17 protein-coding genes are annotated in these 19,911 nt (G+C 65.6%); 8 read left to right on the forward strand and 9 right to left on the reverse strand.

From position 1 onward, the window contains the following. Nucleotides 1-17: 17 nt before the first annotated feature. A complete protein-coding gene (locus CV_RS12035; RefSeq protein WP_011136008.1) occupies nt 18-518 on the reverse strand; it encodes a metal-dependent hydrolase in 501 nt (166 codons plus the stop codon). Nucleotides 519-798: 280 nt separating this feature from the next. Here CV_RS12035 and CV_RS12040 point away from each other — a divergent pair, with 280 nt between their 5' ends. After that, nucleotides 799-1,710, forward strand: coding sequence for a TIGR02285 family protein (locus tag CV_RS12040; protein WP_011136009.1), 912 nt, complete (start codon nt 799-801; stop codon nt 1,708-1,710). A gap of 2 nt (nt 1,711-1,712) precedes the next feature. Here the strand turns inward: CV_RS12040 and CV_RS12045 are convergent, their stop codons facing one another. Continuing rightward, on the reverse strand, nt 1,713-3,347 hold the full coding sequence (locus tag CV_RS12045) for a methyl-accepting chemotaxis protein (RefSeq protein WP_011136010.1): 1,635 nt from the start codon (nt 3,345-3,347) through the stop codon (nt 1,713-1,715). A 204-nt stretch (nt 3,348-3,551) separates the two neighbouring features. On the opposite strand from CV_RS12045, the gene CV_RS12050 reads away from it, so the two are divergent. From CV_RS12050 to CV_RS12065, 4 genes are all read left to right on the forward strand, one after another. Then, nucleotides 3,552-4,175 carry a PadR family transcriptional regulator gene (locus CV_RS12050; RefSeq protein WP_011136012.1) on the forward strand — a complete coding sequence of 208 codons (624 nt, stop codon included), beginning with the start codon at nt 3,552-3,554 and terminating at the stop codon, nt 4,173-4,175. Next, the gene (locus CV_RS12055) at nt 4,159-4,959 is read left to right on the forward strand and encodes a siderophore-interacting protein (protein WP_011136013.1); all 801 of its coding nucleotides are present in this window, start codon (nt 4,159-4,161) and stop codon (nt 4,957-4,959) included. The genes CV_RS12050 and CV_RS12055 overlap by 17 nt, the downstream gene beginning before the upstream one ends. 294 nt (nt 4,960-5,253) lie before the next feature. Then, nucleotides 5,254-6,264: a BMP family lipoprotein gene (locus CV_RS12060; RefSeq protein ID WP_011136014.1), complete on the forward strand. Its 1,011-nt coding sequence runs from the start codon at nt 5,254-5,256 to the stop codon at nt 6,262-6,264. A gap of 141 nt (nt 6,265-6,405) precedes the next feature. After that, complete coding sequence (locus CV_RS12065; RefSeq protein WP_043596184.1) at nt 6,406-6,759, forward strand: hypothetical protein; 354 nt, start codon at nt 6,406-6,408, stop codon at nt 6,757-6,759. Nucleotides 6,760-6,762: 3 nt separating this feature from the next. On the opposite strand, the gene CV_RS12070 is transcribed toward CV_RS12065, so the two are convergent. Beyond that, nucleotides 6,763-7,335 carry a GNAT family N-acetyltransferase gene (locus CV_RS12070; RefSeq protein ID WP_011136016.1) on the reverse strand — a complete coding sequence of 191 codons (573 nt, stop codon included), beginning with the start codon at nt 7,333-7,335 and terminating at the stop codon, nt 6,763-6,765. A gap of 122 nt (nt 7,336-7,457) precedes the next feature. Then, nucleotides 7,458-10,046 carry a bifunctional aconitate hydratase 2/2-methylisocitrate dehydratase gene (gene acnB / locus CV_RS12075; protein ID WP_011136017.1) on the reverse strand — a complete coding sequence of 863 codons (2,589 nt, stop codon included), beginning with the start codon at nt 10,044-10,046 and terminating at the stop codon, nt 7,458-7,460. 188 nt (nt 10,047-10,234) lie between these two features. Between acnB and gcvA the strand changes: the two genes are divergently transcribed. Next, nucleotides 10,235-11,143 carry a transcriptional regulator GcvA gene (gcvA, locus tag CV_RS12080; protein ID WP_011136018.1) on the forward strand — a complete coding sequence of 303 codons (909 nt, stop codon included), beginning with the start codon at nt 10,235-10,237 and terminating at the stop codon, nt 11,141-11,143. A 68-nt stretch (nt 11,144-11,211) separates the two neighbouring features. Here gcvA and ddlA read toward each other — a convergent pair whose 3' ends face one another. The 5 genes from ddlA to CV_RS12105 all read right to left on the reverse strand — a co-directional run bounded on the left by ddlA (nt 11,212) and on the right by CV_RS12105 (nt 17,243). After that, a complete protein-coding gene (ddlA, locus tag CV_RS12085) occupies nt 11,212-12,312 on the reverse strand; it encodes a D-alanine--D-alanine ligase (RefSeq protein WP_011136019.1) in 1,101 nt (366 codons plus the stop codon). 71 nt (nt 12,313-12,383) lie between these two features. Continuing rightward, the gene (gene rmuC / locus CV_RS12090; RefSeq protein ID WP_043596186.1) at nt 12,384-13,961 is read right to left on the reverse strand and encodes a DNA recombination protein RmuC; all 1,578 of its coding nucleotides are present in this window, start codon (nt 13,959-13,961) and stop codon (nt 12,384-12,386) included. A 32-nt stretch (nt 13,962-13,993) separates the two neighbouring features. Then, nucleotides 13,994-14,548 (reverse strand): AAA family ATPase, encoded by a 555-nt coding sequence (locus CV_RS12095; protein WP_052278910.1) that lies wholly within the window; start codon nt 14,546-14,548, stop codon nt 13,994-13,996. After that, nucleotides 14,548-16,236: a single-stranded-DNA-specific exonuclease RecJ gene (gene recJ / locus CV_RS12100; RefSeq protein WP_011136022.1), complete on the reverse strand. Its 1,689-nt coding sequence runs from the start codon at nt 16,234-16,236 to the stop codon at nt 14,548-14,550. Before recJ ends, CV_RS12095 begins: the two co-directional genes overlap by 1 nt. Before the next feature lie 8 nt (nt 16,237-16,244). Then, the gene (locus tag CV_RS12105) at nt 16,245-17,243 is read right to left on the reverse strand and encodes a hypothetical protein (RefSeq protein ID WP_011136023.1); all 999 of its coding nucleotides are present in this window, start codon (nt 17,241-17,243) and stop codon (nt 16,245-16,247) included. A 194-nt stretch (nt 17,244-17,437) separates the two neighbouring features. On the opposite strand from CV_RS12105, the gene CV_RS12110 reads away from it, so the two are divergent. Then, a complete protein-coding gene (locus CV_RS12110) occupies nt 17,438-18,772 on the forward strand; it encodes a M23 family metallopeptidase (protein ID WP_011136024.1) in 1,335 nt (444 codons plus the stop codon). Then, nucleotides 18,772-19,875, forward strand: a complete 1,104-nt coding sequence (locus CV_RS12115) for an anhydro-N-acetylmuramic acid kinase (protein WP_043596192.1) — start codon at nt 18,772-18,774, stop codon at nt 19,873-19,875. The genes CV_RS12110 and CV_RS12115 overlap by 1 nt, the downstream gene beginning before the upstream one ends. Nucleotides 19,876-19,911: the final 36 nt, after the last annotated feature.

The following is a 19,911-nucleotide window of genomic DNA, read 5'->3' on the forward strand; positions in this document are numbered from 1 at the left end:
AAACATGGATGCAACAGCTAGAGCGCGCGGGACATCAGGAAGCCGGCCCCGAACCACAGCAGCACCGTCATGATGGGTTCGGCCATTTTCGGGCGCAGCAGCATCAACGGCGCGCGGAAGCGTATCCGGATCGGCCACAGCAATGGAATGCCGGCCGGGGTCAGCCAATCGCCCACCAGATGGGAGGCATAGCCTACGCACAGACCCAGCACCAGCGGCATCGCATGCCCCAGCCTAACACCCCAGTCATGCAGGCAGGCGGCACTGGCATAAAACACGCCGACCACCGCCAGCAGGCTGTGAGTAATGCCGCGATGGCCGAACAGATAAGAGATGGGACGGGACAGGAAGGGAATGCGCCGGCCCAGCCAGCTCTTGGGATGGTCTATGTCCGGCAGCAATGAGCCGGCCAGTCCGCCGGCCAGCAGCAGCACCGCCATCATGGCGGGTAGATGCAGGATCAGCGCGGCGGAAACCGCGCAAAACGCCCCGAATGCGACATGGGTGGCCACCATCATGGCGCCAGCCCGCCGCGTAAATTGTCAGTCATTATGGTTGTCGCCTTTGCGGCCATTGCTTCTTGCGGTATTGCCCCGCCTTGCGCGCGGGGCGCACATGCTACTGCAGTCCGGCGGCGGAAGCAAAAACCGCGCAAAACCCCAGTCTGCGCCGTCGCGGCCAGGCCGGCCGGCCGAAATCCGTCAGTCAGGCAGGAACAGACCATCCGCCGCGGAATTGGTTGCTGAAAATCGACGGTCTAGAATCAAATCAGCGGCCTGGGCGCCGCCAGGAGTGCCGATGCTCGTCTTTCCGTCTGCCGCCTTGCGGCGAAAACTCGCCGGTTTCGCCCTGCTGGCGTTTGCCGCCGGAGCAAGCCTCGCGGCCGAGCCTTACCAAATCACCTGGGTGCTGTCGGACTGGGCGCCCAACTTCATCATTCGCGACGGCAAGCCCACCACCGGACAGAACGATGTCTACCTGAAACTGATCATCGCCCGTTGGCCGGAGGCCGAGCATCGCTTCATGGTGATGAGCACCGCGCGCAGCACGCTAGAGCTGCAGCGCGGCAGCCAGTTGTGCCGGATGAATTTGATCCCGACGCCCGAGCGCGAGAAATTCGCTTTTTTCACGCTGACTCACATGCAGCTGCCGCTGCAATTGGTGATCCGCAGGGAGCTGGCGGCGCAGGCGCCTTTGAACGAGGCGGGCGAAGTGGTACTTGAGAAATTGATCCTGAAGCCAGGGTTGCGCGGCATCACCGCCGCCGGCCGAAGCTATACGGCGGAGATCGACCGGCTGCTGGCCGATCGCAAGGGAGAGTCCAACGTCAGGGATATCCCCAACCTCCCCTCCAACGATGGCCTGTTCAAGCTGCTGGAGCTGGGTCGCGCCGACTACACGCTGGACTACGAGCCCAACTTCAAATACCGCGAAGAGCAAAACCGCGATCATCCATTGGCCAGCCTGCCCATCGCCGGGGCGGCGCTGATCCCGGTGGGCATCGCCTGTCCGCGCACCCGCTGGGGGCGGATGGCCGTGATGAAGATAGACCAGTTGCTCAGCGAGGCCGTGGCGGATCCCGCCTACCGCCAGGCGCAGGATCGCTGGCTGTCGCCGGAATCCGTGCAGCGCTACCGCGTCGAGCTCGACCGTTTCTACCGCCAGCGCGCGCGGCCCGCCGACCCCGCGCGCTACGCGCTGCGACGCTGACGCTATACCTGGAACTGCGCGACCGACAGCCTGAGGTTGCCGGTCACCTCGTCTATCCGCTGTATGCTTTCCGAGGCCTGGGTGGCGGCGACCGCGTTGCCGGACGCAACCTGGGCGATCTGCTCGACGTGGCGGGCGATGTCCTGGCTGGCCGTGCCCTGCTCCTGCAGCGCATGCGAAATGTCGTTGACCACCTGCACCACCTGGCCGGCGCTGCCGCGGAGCTGCTGAATCAGCTCGCCGCCCTGCTCCGCCAGCTCCAGCCCCGACTTCACCCTGGCCACCGTATCGCTCATATTGCGGCGCGACAGGTCGGAGCTGGCCTGGATCTCGGCGATCATGTCCGCGGTCTGCTCGGTGGCCTTGGCGGTGCGCTCCGACAGCTTGCGCACCTCGTCCGCCACCACGGCGAAGCCTCGGCCGGTCTCGCCGGCCCGCGCCGCCTCTATCGCTGCGTTCAAGGCCAGCAGATTGGTCTGATCGGCGATGTCCTTGATCACCTGCATGATGCTGGAAATGGTGGCGGTCTTGCTCGCCAGCTCCGAAATCGCCGCTTCGGTCAGGTCCACGGTGGCGCTGATGCCCTGCATTTCCTCCACCGCGCGCGCGATCACCTGGCTGCCGGCCTCGGACAGCTGGCCGGAGTCCTGCGACACCGTCCGGGCATCCGACGCGTGCTGGGCGATATGATTGATGCTGACCGTCAGTTGCTCCACCGAGGCCGCCATCGCCGCGGCGCCCTCGCTCTGCCCCTGGGAATTGCCTGCCACCATGCGCGCGCCGTCCACCACGTCGGCGTTCAGCCGGCCCAGCTCCTCGGCATCGCGCATGATGTCGCCCACCAACTGGCGCAGCTGGCCCTGCATCTCGCGGATATGGGCCAGCAGGCTGTCCTGATGGCCGGCATCCACCTCGATTTCCCTGTCCAGCCTCCCGGCGGCGATCTCGCGCACGATGTCGGCGGCCACCGAAGGCTCGGTTCCCAGTTCCCGCATCACGCTGCGGTACACCCACCAGCCCAGCGACAGGCTGACCGCCATGAACAGCAGCACCTGCGCGCCCACGCTGAGCAGCTGCCGCGTCAGCGTGGCGTTGATGTCGTCCAGATACAGCCCGGTGCCGACCACCCAGCCCCAGCGCGGAGTGGTCTGGAAGTAGGCGAGCTTGGGTTGGGGAGCGCTGGCGCCCGGCTTGTCCCAGACGTAGTTGACGAAGCCCTTGCCCCCGCCCTTGCGCATCGCATCCTCGAACAGCGCGCCGATATTGGCGCCCGCTCCGTCCTTGACGCCGTGCATGTCCTTGCCGACCAGCTTGGGATTCATGCCATGGGAAAGCCACTTCAGATTGCGGTCCAGCGTGAAGAAATACTCGTCGCCGTCGAAACGCAGGCTGGCCAGCTCCCGCATCGCCATCTTCTGCGCCTCCGCCTCGGGCACCAGGCCCGCTGCGGCCTGTCGCTCGTGCATCGCCACCAGGCTGGCGGCGTTTTCCACCTGGGTGCGCACCTGATCGTGCCGGTCATCCAGCATCTGCTGGCGCAGGGTATTCATCAGCAAGGTGCCCAGAATGCAGACCAGGGCAATGGCGCTGACAGTCTGCAGCAACAGGCGCCGCTTCAAGGAAAGGGTTCTGGCCATGTTTTCGCTCACGAAATTTGTAAACAACTGGCTACGATAACCGATGCCATTATTCAATTTCAATATTCAAATGTATTTTGTTGATTTTTGTCATGGAATCTTGCCCGGTTCCTTGCTTTTTACTGCCGCAAACCTCTCGCCGCTTGACTTTGTATCTTACGATATATATCTTAAGATACATAAACAGAACCAGAGGAGACTGAGATGCCATTCAATCCCTATCAACACCCGCTGCATCGAATGATGCGGGCAATGCGCGGGCCTCGTCGCCGCGGCGGCGAAGATGAGGCGCTGGCGCGGGGGCGTAAGTTCGGCGCAGACGACCTGCAACTGCTGTTGCTGGCGCTGATCAGCGAGAAGTCCTGTCACGGCTACGAATTGATCAAGGAGCTGGCGTCCCGCTCCAATGGCTATTACAGCCCCAGCCCGGGCGTGATCTATCCCGCCCTCGTCCACCTGGAAGAAGCCGGCCAGGTCACCGTCGCCAGCCATGGCAAGCGGAAGTGCTACTCGTTGGCCGATGCCGGGCGGGAACGCTTGGCCATCCACCGCGAACACGTGGAGCTGACCCTGGCCAAGCTGGTTCACATCGGCCGCAAGATGGAGCTGGCGCGCCGCGCCTACGCCGGCGAGGAAATCGGCGAGGATGGCGCGGCCGGCTGGACCCGGGAACTGATAGAGGCCAGGCGCGCGCTGAAACATGCGCTGCTGCTCCGAGACCAGGCCGGGCCTGACGAACAGCGCCGCATCGCGGCCATCCTGCAACGCGCCGCGGCCGAAATCGCCGCGGCGAGAAAACCGGAGGACATGCATGAATCCCGAACTTGAAATCCAGCGCCTGCGGCTCCCGCTGCGTTTCCGCCTGCTGCAGGTGGCGCGCGTCTCGCGGCTGTCCCCGTCGATGCTGAGGGTCACGCTTTCCGGCGAAGATCTCGCCGGTTTCGCGTCCCCATCATTCGATGACCATATCAAGCTGCTCTTCCCGGAAGCCGGCGCCGCGGAACCGGTCATGCCGACGCTGGGCGCGGATGGCGGCGTCCGCTTTCCGGCCGGCCAGCCCAAGCCGACGATGCGCGACTACACGCCGCGCCGCTTCGACCCTGCAGCAGGAGAGCTGGACATCGATTTTGTCGTCCACGCCGGCTGCGTAGCCGCCAGCTGGGCGCTGGACGCCAAGCCCGGCGACAAGCTGGGCATTGGCGGTCCGCGCGGCTCGCGCGTCATTCCCCAAGGTTTCGACTGGCACTGGCTGCTGGGGGATGAGTCCGCTCTGCCGGCCATCGCCCGCCGGCTGGAGGAGTTGCCGGAAAACGCCCAAGGGCTGGCATTGATCCTGGCAGACTCGTCTTACTGCCGGCAAGCGCTGAGCGCCCCGGCCGGCATCGAAGTCATCTGGCTGTATCGCGACCGTGACGCCAACCTTGAGCGAGCGCTCTCCCTGCACGACTTCCCTGCCGGCGAGGGCTTTGTCTGGGCGGCGGGCGAAAGCGGAGAAATGCGCGCCATCCATCAGCAGCTCAAGCAGAGAGGCCTGCCAAAGGAAAGAATGCGGGTGGCCGGTTACTGGAAGCGCGGCGACGCAGGCGCCCACGAAAGCATCAGCGAAGATTGATGCCCGGCATGCGGCGCGCATTTCCGCCGCCGCATGCCGAATGCCGTCTGGCTGATGCGGCGGTTTTCGCACGCATTTCGTCTATATTGGTTTACACGAGGGGTGGCGCTGGGTAGAATCTCGCCGCTTCAATGGGCGGGTTGCACGCGCCGTCGGACACGACGGCTCGGCGCCCGCCTCGTCGCATCCTGCCGCGCGAGGCCTCACTCTTCCCGGCACGGCATGTCCCCTCGTTGAAGCGCCCGCGGAAGACTCGCGGGCAAGCCATCTCGAAAACTACTACTAGAAAAGCTGATGAAAATGACGTTTGCGATCAAGACCGCAGGATGCGCCGTAGCCGCCGCCCTGCTCGCCGGCCCCGCGCTGGCCAAGGACTTCAACGTGGCCGTGGTGTACGACCAGGCCGGCAAGTTCGACAAGAGCTTCAACGAAGCGGCCTATACCGGCGCCGAACGCTTCAAGAAAGAGTTCAAGATCAATTACCGCGAAGGTCAGCCCAGCAACGATGCGCAGAAGGAACAAGTGCTGCGCAATATGGCGCGCAAAGGCGCCGACCTGGTAGTGGCGGTGGGCTTTGCCTACACCCAATCGATCGAGACCGTGGCCAAGGAATTCCCGAACACCAAGTTCACGCTGGTGGACTCGGTGGCCAAGGGCGCCAATGTGCAGAGCATCGCCTTCAAGGAACAGGAAGGCTCCTTCCTGGTGGGCATGGCCGCCGCGCTGAAGTCCAAGACCGGCAAGGTGGGCTACCTGGGCGGCATGGACGTGCCGCTGATCCGCGCCTTCGGCTGCGGCTACGCGCAAGGCGCCCGCTACGTGAACCCGAAGGCCGTGGTGCTGCAGAACATGCTGGGCACCACCCACACCGCCTTCAACGACCCGTCGCGCGGCAACGAGCTGGCCAAGAGCCAGTACGACCGCGGCGCCGACGTGATCTTCGCCGCGGCCGCGCTGTCGAACGTGGGCGTGATCCAGGCCGCCAAGGCCTCCGGCAAGTACTACATCGGCGTGGACAGCAACCAGAACTACATGCAGCCGGGCACCGTGCTGACCTCCATGGTCAAGCGCGTGGACAACGCCGTGTACGAAACCATGCGCGACGCCAAGGACGGCAAGTGGAAGCCCAGCGTCAAGCTGATGGGCCTGAAGGAAAACGGCGTGGACTGGGCGCTGGACCAGTACAACCGCGCGCTGATCACGCCGGAAATGGAGAAGAAGATCGTCGCCGCGCGCAAGGACATCATCGCCGGCAAGATCAAGGTGGTGGACTACCGCGCGGCCAACAGCTGCCCGGTGAACTGAGCCCGCAGGACCCAGTTCGAGGCAAGGCCCCGCTCGCGGGGCCTTTTTTATCGGCGCAACGGGCCTGCGATCCTGCGCAAACGCCGTGTTTATGGTATTCTTGCGCCCCCTCGTTCACTTGCCGTGACCCGTCACCCATCAATGAAAGACCCTTGCGATCACTACACCTTCGACCTGATAGGCGGGGTGGCCAAAAAACCGGGCCGCAAGCCGCTGGGCGAACGGGCGATGACGGTGGCCGAGCGCAAGCGCCGCAGCCGCGAGTTGCGCCGCAACCGCTTGCAGGAAATGTCGGTGACGGTGGAACTGAGCCGCGACGCGCAAAAGTCTTTGGACAAGATGATAGAGTGGTGGGGCGTCAGCAAGAAGGAAGCGATCAACCGCGCGCTGATGATAGCCTGCCAGTCGCAGACCGGGCGCACCGGCAGCCTGTTCGAGCTGGAACTGGGCATGCAGCCGCCAGCCAAGGCGTCCCGACGCAAGGCACCGCGCTGATTCTCAGATGAACTCTCCCGGCGGCAGATCGAGATTGATCTCGGCGCCCTGAAACGAAGCCGCGGCCGCCTGAGCCCGCCCGGACAGCAGCTCCAGCACCACCGCCTTGCCCAGCATGTCGCTGCGCAAGGCATTTTCATCTCCATTGGCAAGCAGCACGACGTCGGCCGCCTCCCACCCCGCTGCCGCCCGGTAAAATGGCAGCAAGCCGGCATCGCAGGAAAAGGCGGCGATATCGTAACGGCCGCAGTCCCTTAGCCAGTCCGACGCGGCCTTGACCGCGCGCGCGCCCAGTCCGCGCCCGCGCATGGCCGGATGGGTGGCGACGCAGCTGAGGCTGCCAAGCGCGTAAGCCTGCCCCTGCTGCGCGATGGACTTTCCCAGCACCGCCGCATAGGCGGCAACTCTGCCGTCGCCGTCGAGCAGACAGAAGGACTGGGCGTCAAGCTCGGCGCGGTGCAGCGTTTCGTCCAGGTCGGCCTCTCCCTCGCATTGATAGGCCAGGTGCAGCATGACATTGATTTCCCGCCGCAAGGCCTGCGGCAGTTCCTGGTAGGGGGCGGTCGACACTTCCATTTCGCGTCCTGTTGATGCGTCACCCGGATTGGGCCGAAAAACGCCTCGCCAGTTCCCGCAAAAAAAACGCCGCCCGCCCATGCGGGCGAACGGCGCCATCACCAAGGTAATCGGTTCGGCTATCAGGCCTTGCTGGCGGCCAGCTCCTGATATTCAGCGATTTGATCGAAGTTCAGGTACTTGTAAACTTCGGCGCCTTTCTCGTTGATGATGCCGATGTTGGACTGGTACTCCTCCACGGTCGGGATCTTGCCCAGCTTGGAGCAGATCGCGGCCAGCTCGGCGGAACCCAGGAACACATTGGAGTTCTTGCCCAGGCGGTTGGGGAAGTTGCGGGTGGAGGTGGACATCACGGTCGCGCCCTCGCGCACCTGCGCCTGGTTGCCCATGCACAGCGAGCAGCCCGGCATTTCCAGGCGGGCGCCGGCGCGGCCCAGCACGCCGTAGTGGCCTTCCTCGGTCAGCTGCTTGGCGTCCATCTTGGTCGGCGGGGCCACCCACAGGCGCACCGGGATATCCGCCTTGCCTTCCAGCAGCTTGGACGCGGCGCGGAAGTGGCCGATATTGGTCATGCACGAGCCGATGAACACTTCGTCGATCTTGGTGCCGGACACTTCGGACATCAGCTTCACATCGTCCGGGTCGTTCGGGCAGGCGACGATGGGCTCCTTGATCTCGTTCATGTCGATCTCGATCACCGCCGCGTATTCGGCGTCGGCATCGCCCTTCAGCAGCTGGCCGTTGGCGATCCAGTCTTCCATCGACTTGATGCGGCGTTCCAGCGTGCGCGCGTCCTGGTAACCGTCGGCGATCATCGCCTTCATCAGCGTGATGTTGGAGCGCATGTATTCGACGATCGGCTCCTTGTTCAGGTGCACGGTGCAGCCGGCGGCGGAACGCTCGGCCGAGGCGTCGGTCAGCTCGAACGCTTGCTCGACCTTCAGATCCGGCAGGCCTTCGATTTCCAGGATGCGGCCGGAGAAGATGTTCTTCTTGCCGGCCTTGGCCACGGTCAGCAGGCCTTGCTTGATCGCGTACAAGGGGATGGCGTTGACCAGGTCGCGCAGGGTGACGCCCGGCTGCAGCTTGCCCTTGAAGCGCACCAGCACCGACTCCGGCATGTCCAGCGGCATCACGCCGGTGGCGGCGGCGAAGGCCACCAAGCCGGAGCCGGCCGGGAAGGAAATGCCGATCGGGAAACGGGTGTGGCTGTCGCCGCCGGTGCCGACGGTATCCGGCAGCAGCAGGCGGTTCAGCCAGCTGTGGATCACGCCGTCGCCCGGACGCAGCGACACCCCGCCGCGGGTGGAGATGAAGGCCGGCAGTTCCTTGTGCATCTTCACATCCACCGGCTTCGGATAGGCGGCGGTGTGGCAGAACGATTGCATCACCAGGTCGGCGGAGAAGCCCAGGCAGGCCAGGTCTTTCAGCTCGTCGCGGGTCATCGGGCCGGTAGTGTCCTGCGAGCCGACGGTGGTCATCTTCGGTTCGCAGTAGGTGCCCGGACGCACGCCCTTGCCTTCCGGCAGGCCACAGGCGCGGCCGACCATCTTTTGCGCCAGCGAGAAGCCCTTGCCGGAATCGACCGGGGACTTGGGCAGGCGGAATGCGGTGGAAGCCGGCAGGCCCAGCGCTTCGCGCGCCTTGGCGGTCAGGCCGCGGCCGATGATCAGGTTGATGCGGCCGCCGGCGCGCACTTCATCCAGGATCACTTCGGACTTCAGCTTGAACTCGGCCACCACGGCGCCGTTCTTCTCGATCTTGCCGGCGTACGGGTAGACGTCGATCACGTCGCCCATTTCCAGCTTGGACACGTCCACTTCGATCGGCAGCGAGCCGGAATCTTCCTGGGTGTTGAAGAAGATGGGGGCGATCTTGCCGCCCAGCGTCACGCCGCCAAAGCGCTTGTTCGGCACGAAGGGGATGTCCTGGCCGGTGGCCCACACCACCGAGTTGGTGGCGGACTTGCGCGAGGAGCCGGTGCCGACCACATCGCCGACGTAGGCGACCAGATGGCCCTTCTTCTTCAGATCGTCGATGAACTGCATCGGGCCGCGCTTGCCGTCCTCTTCCGGCTTGAAGGCCGCGTCGGCGCGGGTGTTCTTCAGCATGGCCAGGTAGTGCAGCGGGATGTCCGGGCGGCTCCAGGCGTCCGGGGCCGGCGACAGGTCGTCGGTATTGGTTTCGCCAGGCACCTTGAACACGGTGACGGTGATTTTCTCGGCCACTTCAGGGCGGCTGGTGAACCACTCGGCATTGGCCCAGGATTCGATCACTTCCTTGGCGACGGCGTTGCCCTTGTCCATCTTTTCCTTCACGTCGTGGAAGGAATCGAACATCAGCAGGGTTTTCTTCAGGCCGGCGGCGGCGATCTTGGCGACGGCGGGGTCGTCCAGCAAGTCGATCAGCGGCTTGATGTTGTAGCCGCCCAGCATGGTGCCGAGCAATTCGGTGGCCAGCTCGCGCGAAACCAGCGGCGACTTGGCGCTGCCCTCGGCCACGGCGGCCAGGAAGGAGGCCTTCACCTTGGCGGCGTCGTCCACGCCCGGCGGCACGCGGTGGGTGATCAGTTCGACCAGCGTGGCTTCCTCGCCCTTGGGCGGATTCTTCAGCAGTTCGACCAGTTCTTCAACCTGCTTGGCGGACAGCGGCAGGGGCGGAATGCCCAGCGCGGCGCGCTCGGCAACGTGCTGACGGTAAGCTTCTAGCATGACTCGGGACCTTCTTGGCTTTGGTTTCGCAGGCTGCCGGCGCGGGCCGGCGGCTTCCACTTGCTGATTTCGCACCATCCCGCACTCTCGCTGCGGGATATGCACTTTGTAGTGACTGAAGATTACGCTTTTCGGCGCTTGCATACAAACGAGTAATCGCAACACGGATTGTGAGTTAAAATCACAGCATGAGCGCTTACCCCCCTCTCAATTCTCTTCGCATTTTCGAGGCCGCGGCAAGGCTGGAAAGCTTTTCCGCCGCCGCCGGCGAACTCTTCGTCACCCATGGCGCTGTGAGCAAACAGATTAAGCAGCTGGAAGACTGGCTGGGCGTGCAGCTGTTCGAGCGCAGCGGCGGGCGCGTCAGGCTGACCGATGCCGGCTGGCGCTATCTGGTTCAGGTCCAGGACGGGCTGGATTTGATCGCCAACGCCACGTCACAGCTGCTGCAACCCAATCGCCAGCGCAGGCTGACCATCAACTCGACGCCCACCTTCGCGGCATTCTGGCTCTTGCCGCGGCTGGCAGGCTTCCGCTCCCAGCTGCCGGAGCTGGAGCTGCACCTGGTGACCTCCGACCGCGACCTTTCGCGGCTGGACGCGCCATTCGACGTAGCGATCCGCCGCGGCCCCGGCGACTGGCCCGGCCATATCGCCAAGCCTTTCCTGAAGGAGTGGGAGCTGCCGCTGTGCAGCCCGGCGCTGCTCAGCCGCCAGCCGCTGGCCCAGGCCGCAGATTTGACCCAGCACACCTTGCTGCATGCGGACACCCGCCCCACGGCCTGGCCGCGCTGGCTGACGCTGGCAGGCGCGCCCGAGCTCAAGCCCGCCTGCAGCCTGCATTTCGACAAGTTCTCCCTGGCGCTGCAGGCCGCGGTGGATGGATTAGGCGTGGTGTTGGGCCCGCTGCCCATGGCGCACGAACTGATAGCTGCCGGGAAACTGGTCTCCCCTTTGCCGGGTCCGGTGGTGACCGTGCGGGATTATTGCTGGGTGGTGCCGCGCATGTCGGCCGAAGACGCGACAGTGGCGACTTTTTGCCGCTGGCTGGAGGGCGAGGCGGAAAAGGCGGGCCTGTCAGGCGTTGAGAGTGGCTAACGAAATTCAGTTTGACGGCTGAGGCAAGGCGCGCCGACGCAGACCGCACCAGCGCGCAAAGGGCGCGGCTAGTACTGGCAACTGCGGCTCAACGCTTCATCCATCCGGCCTTTCTCCAGCGCCAACTCTATCAGCGCGGTGATCAATTCCCGATACGACATCCCAGCCGCCTGCCACAGCTTGGGGTACATGCTGATATTGGTGAAACCCGGCAGCGTGTTCAGTTCATTGATCACCACCTCGCCATCCGGCGTCAGGAACACATCCACGCGCGCCATGCCGCTGCACTCCAGCGCCTGGAAAGCCTCAATGGCGATGCCGCGGATGCGCTGGCAGGCCTCGTCCGGGATGTCGGCCGGCACTGCGACGCGGGCGCCGTCCTCATTCAGATACTTGGTGTCGTAGGCGTAGAACTCATCGCTCAACACGATCTCGCCGCAGCCGCTGGCCCGCGGGCGCTCGTTGCCCAGCACCGCGCATTCGATTTCGCGGCCTATCACCGCCTGCTCCACCAGGACCTTGTGATCGTAACGGAAAGCTTCGTCCAGAGCCGCGCGCAAATCCGCCTCCCGCTTCACTTTGCTCACCCCTACGGATGAGCCCTGATTGGCCGGCTTGACGAACAGCGGCAATCCCAGCTGCTCGACGATGGCGGAGAGATCGGCGCCGGCGGCCTTGGATCGAGTCAGGCTGACGAAAGGAGCGACTTTGAGGCCCGCATCGCGCAACAGGCGCTTGGCCACGTCCTTGTCCATGCAAACCGCCGAACCCAGCACGCCCGCGCCGACGAAGGGGATGTTGGCCATTCGCAGCAGGCCTTGCAGCGAGCCGTCCTCGCCCAGCGTGCCGTGGACGATGGGGAAGGCCACGTCGATCTGCGCCAGCGGATGCGCATTCGCCGCCGTCTGCAGCTGGCCCGAACATTCGCCCGGCACCAGGGCCAGGTTTTCTCCGGACTCGCGCAAGGCGATGCGGCCGGGATCGTCGGCGTTCAGCAGAAAATTGGACGCCTGGCTGGCATGCCAGCGGCCTTGCTTGTCCACACCGATCAGCGAAACTTCGAAACGCTCGCCGTCTATCGCTTGCAGGATATTCCTGGCAGATTGCAAGGAAACCTCGTGCTCGGACGACTGTCCGCCGAAAATCAGACCCACCCGGATTTTGCCCATGACTGCCTTCAATATGAAAAACAGGAACGCGGCATGATAATGTATTTTCGATGCCGCCACTCGGCCTGCGCCTACTCTTCGCCAGGCGCCTCGTCGGCGTCTTCGCCCTCGTCGCTTTCCAGCCGCAGCTGCGACGGCAGCTGCTTGTTGTTCCGTATGCCCAGCTTGCGCAGCTTCTCGGCGCTGGTCATCAGATTGCCGCGCCCGCTGGACAGCTGCTTCATCGCGTCGGAGAAGGTGTCGCGGCTGGTGTCCAGCTGCTTGCCCAGCTTTTCCATATTGGCGACGAAGCCGACGAATTTGTCGTACATCGCCCCGCCTTGGCGCGCGATCTCCTGCGCGTTCTGGTTCTGGTACTCGTAGCGCCAGATGCTGGCGACGGTGCGCAGCGTGGCCAGCAGCGTGCTGGGGCCGACGATCATGATGCGGCGCTCGAAGGCCTCGTTGAACAAGCTCATATCGTGCTGCACCGCCAGCAGATAGGCTGGCTCCACCGGGATGAACATGAACACGAAGTCCAGCGTGTTCAGCTTGTACAGGTCCTGGTAACGCTTGTCCGACAGCGTGCGGATGTGCGCGCGGATGGCGGCGATGTGGCCCTTCAGCTCGGCCTCGCGCGCCTCCTCGCCATCGGCCGCGGTGTAGCGGACGTAAGCGTTCAGCGACACTTTGGAATCGACCACCAGCTGCTTGCCTTCCGGCAGGTCTATCACCACGTCGGGCTGGTAGCGCTTGCCGCCGTCGTCGGTTTCCAGGATGTCCGACACCTGCACCCGGTACTCGCGGTCCTTGGTCAGGCCGGAAGTCTCCAGCACCTTCTCCAGCACCATTTCGCCCCAGGTGCCCTGCGCCTTGCTGCTGGCGCCGGTCAAGGCGTTGGTCAGCGCGACGGCGTCGTCGCCCAAACGGGTATTCAGCTCCTGCAGGCGCTTGAGTTCGGCCTCCAGCGTCAACCGCTCCTTGCTGTCCTTGTCGTAGGTGTCCTGCACCAGCTTGCCGAAATTCTGGATGCGTTCGTGCAGCGGGTTCAGCAGCGCGCCCAGATTGTTCTGGTTCTGTTCGGTGAAGCGCTTGGATTTTTCCTCCAGGATGTCGCTGGCCAAGGCTTTGAACTGGTCGGACAGGGTCTGGCGAGCCTCCATCAACAGCGCCAGCTTTTCCTGGCTCTGCCGGCGCTCGTTGTCCAGTTGCGTGGCCAGTTCCTGCTCGCGCGCCGTCAGGCGCATGATGTCCTGGCCCTGTTGCAGGCTGCGCGCCTCCAGAGCCTCCAGCACCCTGCCCTGCTCTTCCCTCGCCGCCAACTGCGAGGCCAGTCCGCGCGCCTCCCGCTGCGACGCGTCCAGCGCCTGCTCGCGCTCCTGCAGCTGTTTTTCCAGCTCCGGCACGCGCTGGGCGCGGGCGATGTAGGCGCCGAGCTGGGTCTGGCTGTCGGCCAATTGCTGGCTCTGCGCCTGCAGCGCCCGATTCGCCTCCTGCTCGCGGCTCTTCGCTTCTTCCCATTGCGCTCGCTGCGCGTCCAGCTGCGCCTGCAGCGCCGCCGTCTGCTGACGCAACGACTCCAGCTCCCTGGCGCGCCGTCCGCGCGCGGCCCAGGCCGCGGCGCCGCCGCCCAGCAGGCCCAGCAACAGGCCGATCACCAACATTTCCATCACAGACACCTCATTCTTTGCGCGGCCCGCCCTCAGGCGCCCGCCTGGCCGATCACAAAAGCCGCCCGCTCCTCGAGCGACCCGCGCGGCACTTCGATCAATATGTATCCCAAGCGGCCGTAGACGCGCTCCATCGCCACGCAAGTGCGCTCGGCCTCGGCCAAGGTCTGCCGGCGCTCGCTGTCCTGCGTGAAAATCTCCGGCCAGGGACGCAACAGAAAAACCTTCTCATAGCGAAACATGCAGGCCGCCTTTTCCATGTGCGCGGGGACGGGAAGCCCCGACAGCTCCAGATAACCGATGGTGTCCGGAATGCCTCGATCCAAAAACACGGGCCCCGCCTCCCGTTGGGCGTTGCTGAAATTGCGCATGTCCCAAGCCAGCATCTGCTCTGCGAACGCGCGCGGATCGACCCAGGGCAGCGCGTTGCCGCCTATCCGCTGCTGGTCCTGGATGATGGCCCGCCCCGCTTCTCCCTGCGTCGGATAACCCATGTTTTCCAACATCGTCAGCAAGGACGTTTTCCCCGCCCCAGGGCCGCCGGTCAGGACCAGCGGTTTCGCTTCCACGCCGTCCGCCGGCCGCATCAGGCCGCGGCCCAATGCTGCAGGTAGACCTGCAGTTCCTTGCGTCCCTGCCATTCGTTGGCGATCAGCTGGTACACCGCCTGGATGCGGTCCGGCAGCCAGTCGGCATGGTTGAACAGCATCGCGTCGAATTCGCAGCCTTCGCGCGCCAGGCGCAGCTTCAGGTGCTTGTCGCCGACCAGTTTCTGATTCACCACCATGAACTGGTCGTGGAAATACGGCACCGGGAAGCCTTGCCCCCACACCTCAGCCGCCAGCGTCTCGGCCAGTTGCAGGCTGAGGTCGCGCGCCGGCAGGCTGCCGTCGGTTTCTATCATCCGGGTCAGCTGCTTCTCGTCCAGCAGCTCGCGCGCCACCGCCTCGAACGCCTGCTGGAACTCGGCGAAGCGGCTTTCGTCCAGGCTCAGGCCGGCCGCCATCGCGTGGCCGCCGAACTTGAGAATCAGCCCCGGATGGCGCTTGTAGACCAGGTCCAGCGCGTCGCGCAGGTGGAAGCCGGGAATCGAGCGGCCGGAACCCTTGATCTCGCCCTCGTCGCCCGGCGCGAACACGATGGCCGGCCGGTGGAAGCGCTCCTTCAACCGGGAAGCCACAATCCCCACTACGCCCTGGTGCCAGTCATCGCGGTACAGGCTGAGCGTGTAGCGGTTGCCGGCGTCGATGCCGGACAGCGCCGCCAGCGCCTCGTCCTGCATGCCGGCCTCGATGCCGCGCCGCTCGCGGTTGAGCTTGTCCAGCTCCTGCGCCAGCCGCATCGCCTGCTCTTCATTGCTCGCCAACAGGCAGGCGATGCCCAGGCTCATGTCGTCCAGCCGGCCGGCGGCATTCAGCCGCGGCCCCAGGGTGAAGCCCAGATCGAAGGTGTTGGCCTTGTAGTGGGCGCGGCCGGCGACGCGGAACAATGCCGCGATGCCGGGCGCCATCCGCCCGGCCCGCATGCGCTTGAGACCGTTTTCCACCAGCGTGCGGTTGTTGCGGTCCAGCCGCACCACGTCCGCCACCGTGCCCAGCGCCACCAGGTCCAGCAGCACGCCCAGATTGGGCTGGGTCTGCTCGTCGAACACGCCGCGCCGGCGCATCTCCACCCGCAAAGCCATCAACACGTAGAACATCACGCCGACGCCGGCCAGGTTTTTCGACGGAAACTCGCAGCCGGGCTGGTTGGGGTTGACGATCAGCGCCTCCGGCAAGGTGTCGCCCGGCAAGTGGTGGTCGGTGACCAGCACCTCGATGCCGCGCGCCTTGGCCGCTTCCACGCCGGCGACGCTGGCGATGCCGTTGTCGACGGTGACGATGATGTCCGGCCGTTTCTGCGCCGCCAGTTCGACGATTTCCGGCGTCAGGCCGTAACCGTACTCGAAGCGGTTGGGCACGATGAAGCCGATGATGGCGCCCAGCATGGACAGGCCCTTCACCGCCACCGCGCAGGCGGTGGCGCCGTCGGCGTCGTAATCGGCGACCACCAGCAGGCGCTGCTTGGCGGCGATGGCGTCGGCCAGGCGGCTGGCCATCGCTTCGACGTTCTTCAGTTTTTGATAAGGCAGCAGGCCCTTCAGGCCGTAGTCCAGCTCTTCGCTGTCGGCGATGCCGCGGGCGGCGTACAGCCGCGCCTGCAGCGGGGTCAGGCCCTGGCCGAGCAGCTTTTGCTGCAGTTCGGCGGGCACTTCGCGGGTAACGATTTGCGACATGTCTTCTTCTAGTACAGCGCCGCCAGCGGCAGCGCGCGTTTCCAGAACTTCCACAGGTCGACGGGCCTGAGCGTCAGCTCGAAGCCGGCCGGGCCGGTGGCGATCAGCGTCAATTGCTCCAGCTGGCGCCGGCGCAGGGCGGACAGCATCGGCGCGAACCAGTCGCGCTCCAGGCGTTCCAGCGTCTCGCGCCAGCCCCAGGCGTCGCGGTACTGCGCGGCGGCCTGCAGCGCGTCCAGCACCAGCAGACAGTCGTCGCCCGGCTCCAGGCCGTCGAAGGCGAACGGCGCGGCGTCCGCGCGCATGCCGGTCCGGCTCGCCAGCGGCAGCAGCGCCTCGTCGTCGGCCAGCAGCCTGGGCGCCGGAGCGCGCCACGCGCCGGCTTCGCCCTCGCCCCACAGCCACACGCTGTTGATGGCCAGCTCGCCGCGCGCTTCGCGCGCGTCGTTGACCGGCTGAGTGTACAGCAGCATCTGCAGTTCGTTCAGCATCCGGCTCCAGGCCAGGCCGTCGGCGCCTTGCGGCAAGTGGCGGTTGATGTCCTCGCCCACCACGTCCCACAACGGCGTGAAGCTGGCCCGCAACGGCTTGTCCGAGCGCAGCAGCCAACGGCCGGGCTGCGCCGGATGGAAGCTCAGCCCGTCTTCGCCGAAGTGGCGGTTCAACGCTTCGGCCAGCTTGGCGGCCTCGTCCTGGCTGACCTGCATCACGCCGACGTCGGCCAGCAACGCGCGGTCGCGGTCCACCCTCAGATGCACCGGGTCGGCGAACAGCCAGTCTCCTTGCGCGGCATCCAGGCCGGTCTCGGCGGCGGCCAGCCGCGCCAGGCCAGTCGCCGGCGCGCCCCAGAGGCGGCCCAGGCACTCGGCGTGGCTCTCGCCGCAGCGCAGGAGGGCGCCCTTGCCCAGCAGCTGTTGCAGCGCAGGAACGCTCAGCCCCTTGCCGACCTCCGCGCCGTCGTGGGCGTCCAGCCAGCACAGGCCGGGTAACAACAGGGTCAATTTCATATTCTTGCCAGATGGATTGCGAATGGCGGCCATTTTGGCCGCTGGTCATTTGGCTCGCGCATCATTCTGCGGCACACTGACGACTTTGCCGGAACTATCGCGCGGACCGCCTACCAAACATGATTTTGGCGCATGCACGCGCCGGAATCGGATCAATATTTTGCATAGGCAGGCGGCGCCTGCCCGGAAAAGTGATGGATTATCGCAAACTGCTACACATCCCGCAAAAATGCGCCAGCCGGCTGGTCAACCACCACCTGAGCTGGCTGGGCGTCGCCGCCTGCCTGCCGCTGCTGGGCACGGCCACCGCCTTCGCCGTCGCCAACGGCGCCAAGGAAACCCTGCCCGAGCAGGTGCAGCAGCAACAGGTGATCGAGCGGCTGGCTTTGCCCGAGTTCCGTTTCGCCGACAGCCAGACCCGCTACTGGCGCGACGAGGCGGTCAAGCGCGGCGACACCGTGGCCCGGGTGCTGAACCGCCTGGGCGTGCGCGACAACGAGGCTCACGCCTTCCTCTATACCAGCCCGCTGGCCAAGGATCTGCTCAAGCTGAAAGTCGGCGCCACGCTGACGGTGCAGACCAACGACGCCGGCGAGCTTTTCGGCCTGCGCTTCCTGCAGGACGACGACAACGGCGAACAATTGCTGGTGGCGCTGGAGAAGCGCGACGGCAAATGGCAGGCCAGCGCCGACCCGGTGGCCGCGGAAAGCGTGGAGACCGTGCGCTCCATCACGCTGAAGCGCGGCGCCGCCGCCGAACTGGCCGCCGCCCGCGTGCCGGCCGACATCCGCAACCAGTTGTCCGAAGTGTTTGCCGACCAGTTCGAACTCTCCAGCCTGAAGCCGGGCGACCGCATCAATCTGGTGTACGAGACCATGGTCTACGCCGGCACCGCCATCGCCAGCGGCAACCTGCTGGCGGTATCGATCGAGCGGGCCGGCAAGCTGCACCAAGCCTTTTACTTCGCCCACGACAGCGAAAGCGGCGCCTACTACGACGGCGAAGGCAAGCCGATCAAGAAAGGTTTCAGCCGCCAGCCGGTGGCCGGCGCCCGCATCAGCTCCGGCTTCGGCCTGCGCAAGCATCCCATACTGCGCTCGCTGCGCATGCACTCCGGCATCGACTACGCCGCCAGCGCCGGCACGCCCATCGTCGCGCCCGCCGACGGCGAGCTGGTGAAGGTCGCGCGCGAAAACGGCTACGGCAACGTGGTGATGATACGCCACAACGGCAAGCTGACCACGCTGTACGCGCACATGAGCGCCTTCGGCAAGGGCATCCAGCCCGGCGGCAAAGTGAAGGCCGGCGATGTGATAGGCTATGTTGGAAGCACGGGCCGCTCCACCGGCGCCCACCTGCATTTCGAAGTGCGGGTCAACGACCAGCCGGTGGATCCGGCCACCAACGCCCTGCCCACCCCGGGCCTGAGCAAGACGCAGCTTGCGCAGTTCGACGCCAAGAAACAGGTGCTGAGCGCGCGGCTGAACCTGCTGCAGAGCATCCCGGTCAACGTAGCCCAGATCGACTGATGACAGACTTATATATCGGCATGATGTCCGGCACCAGCCTGGACGGCGTGGACGCCGTGCTGGTGCGCTTCGACGACGCCGGCCGCCCGGAGCCGCAGGCCGACCACGTCGTGCCCTATCCCGACGCGGTCAAGCAAGCCGTGCTGGCGCTGCAGCCCCGCGGCCATGACGAGCTGCACCGCGCGCAAACCCTGGCCAACCGGCTGGCGGAGATTTACGCCCAGGCCGCGCGCGAGCTGCTGCAGAAGTCCGGCCGCCGCGCGGAGGACATCCGCGCCATCGCCTGCCATGGCCAGACCGTGCGCCATGCGCCGCACGACGGCTACACGGTCCAGATCGGCAATATGGCCAAGCTGGCCGAGCTGGCCGGCATCGACGTGATAGCGGACTTCCGCAGCCGCGATGTCGCCGCCGGCGGCCATGGCGCGCCGCTGGTGCCCGCCTTCCAGCAAGGCGCGTTCTCCAGCCCGGACGAAAAACGCGTGATCCTGAACATCGGCGGCATCAGCAACATCGCTCGGCTGCACGCGGGCCAAGAGGCGATAGGTTTCGACTGCGGCCCCGGCAACATGCTGATGGACGCCTGGTGCCTGCGCCACACCGGCCAGCCCTTCGACGAAGACGGCAATTGGGCCGCCGGCGGCGCGGTTCACCCGCCGCTGCTGGCCGCGATGCTGGCCGAACCCTACCTGACGCAGCCGCCGCCCAAGAGCACCGGCCGCGACCTGTTCGACGACGAGTGGCTGGCGGGCAAGCTGGGCGCCTTGCCATCCGCCCCGCCTCCGCGCGACGTGCAGGCCACTCTGCTGGCCTTCAGCGCCCGCGGCATCGCCGACGCCATCCTGGAGCACTGTCCCGGCAACCAGGCGGTCTACGTCTGCGGCGGCGGCGCGCGCAACGGCGCGCTGATGGCTGAAATCGCCCGCCAGCTGCCCGGGCAGCGCGTGGCCGCCATCGAGGCGCTGGGCCTGCCCGCGCAGCTGATCGAGGCGATCGCCTTCGCCTGGCTGGGATGGCGCTTCGACCGACGCCAGGCCGGCAACCTGCCCTCCGTCACCGGCGCGCAAGGCCCCCGCGTGCTGGGCGCGCTGTATCCTCGGTGAGGTGCAAAGCTTCGCATCAGGCTATAATCATCAGCT

The sequence above is a fragment of the Chromobacterium violaceum ATCC 12472 genome (assembly GCF_000007705.1).
Taxonomy (GTDB): Bacteria; Pseudomonadota; Gammaproteobacteria; order Burkholderiales; family Chromobacteriaceae; genus Chromobacterium; species Chromobacterium violaceum.

Coding starts and splice junctions, on each gene's coding strand:
- CV_RS12035 (WP_011136008.1), bottom strand. CDS start 518: ATGATGGTGGCCACCCATGTCGCATTCGGGGCGTTTTGCGCGGTTTCC.
- CV_RS12040 (WP_011136009.1), top strand. CDS start 799: ATGCTCGTCTTTCCGTCTGCCGCCTTGCGGCGAAAACTCGCCGGTTTC.
- CV_RS12045 (WP_011136010.1), bottom strand. CDS start 3,347: ATGGCCAGAACCCTTTCCTTGAAGCGGCGCCTGTTGCTGCAGACTGTC.
- CV_RS12050 (WP_011136012.1), top strand. CDS start 3,552: ATGCCATTCAATCCCTATCAACACCCGCTGCATCGAATGATGCGGGCA.
- CV_RS12055 (WP_011136013.1), top strand. CDS start 4,159: ATGAATCCCGAACTTGAAATCCAGCGCCTGCGGCTCCCGCTGCGTTTC.
- CV_RS12060 (WP_011136014.1), top strand. CDS start 5,254: ATGAAAATGACGTTTGCGATCAAGACCGCAGGATGCGCCGTAGCCGCC.
- CV_RS12065 (WP_043596184.1), top strand. CDS start 6,406: ATGAAAGACCCTTGCGATCACTACACCTTCGACCTGATAGGCGGGGTG.
- CV_RS12070 (WP_011136016.1), bottom strand. CDS start 7,335: ATGGAAGTGTCGACCGCCCCCTACCAGGAACTGCCGCAGGCCTTGCGG.
- acnB (WP_011136017.1), bottom strand. CDS start 10,046: ATGCTAGAAGCTTACCGTCAGCACGTTGCCGAGCGCGCCGCGCTGGGC.
- gcvA (WP_011136018.1), top strand. CDS start 10,235: ATGAGCGCTTACCCCCCTCTCAATTCTCTTCGCATTTTCGAGGCCGCG.
- ddlA (WP_011136019.1), bottom strand. CDS start 12,312: ATGGGCAAAATCCGGGTGGGTCTGATTTTCGGCGGACAGTCGTCCGAG.
- rmuC (WP_043596186.1), bottom strand. CDS start 13,961: ATGGAAATGTTGGTGATCGGCCTGTTGCTGGGCCTGCTGGGCGGCGGC.
- CV_RS12095 (WP_052278910.1), bottom strand. CDS start 14,548: ATGCGGCCGGCGGACGGCGTGGAAGCGAAACCGCTGGTCCTGACCGGC.
- recJ (WP_011136022.1), bottom strand. CDS start 16,236: ATGTCGCAAATCGTTACCCGCGAAGTGCCCGCCGAACTGCAGCAAAAG.
- CV_RS12105 (WP_011136023.1), bottom strand. CDS start 17,243: ATGAAATTGACCCTGTTGTTACCCGGCCTGTGCTGGCTGGACGCCCAC.
- CV_RS12110 (WP_011136024.1), top strand. CDS start 17,438: ATGGATTATCGCAAACTGCTACACATCCCGCAAAAATGCGCCAGCCGG.
- CV_RS12115 (WP_043596192.1), top strand. CDS start 18,772: ATGACAGACTTATATATCGGCATGATGTCCGGCACCAGCCTGGACGGC.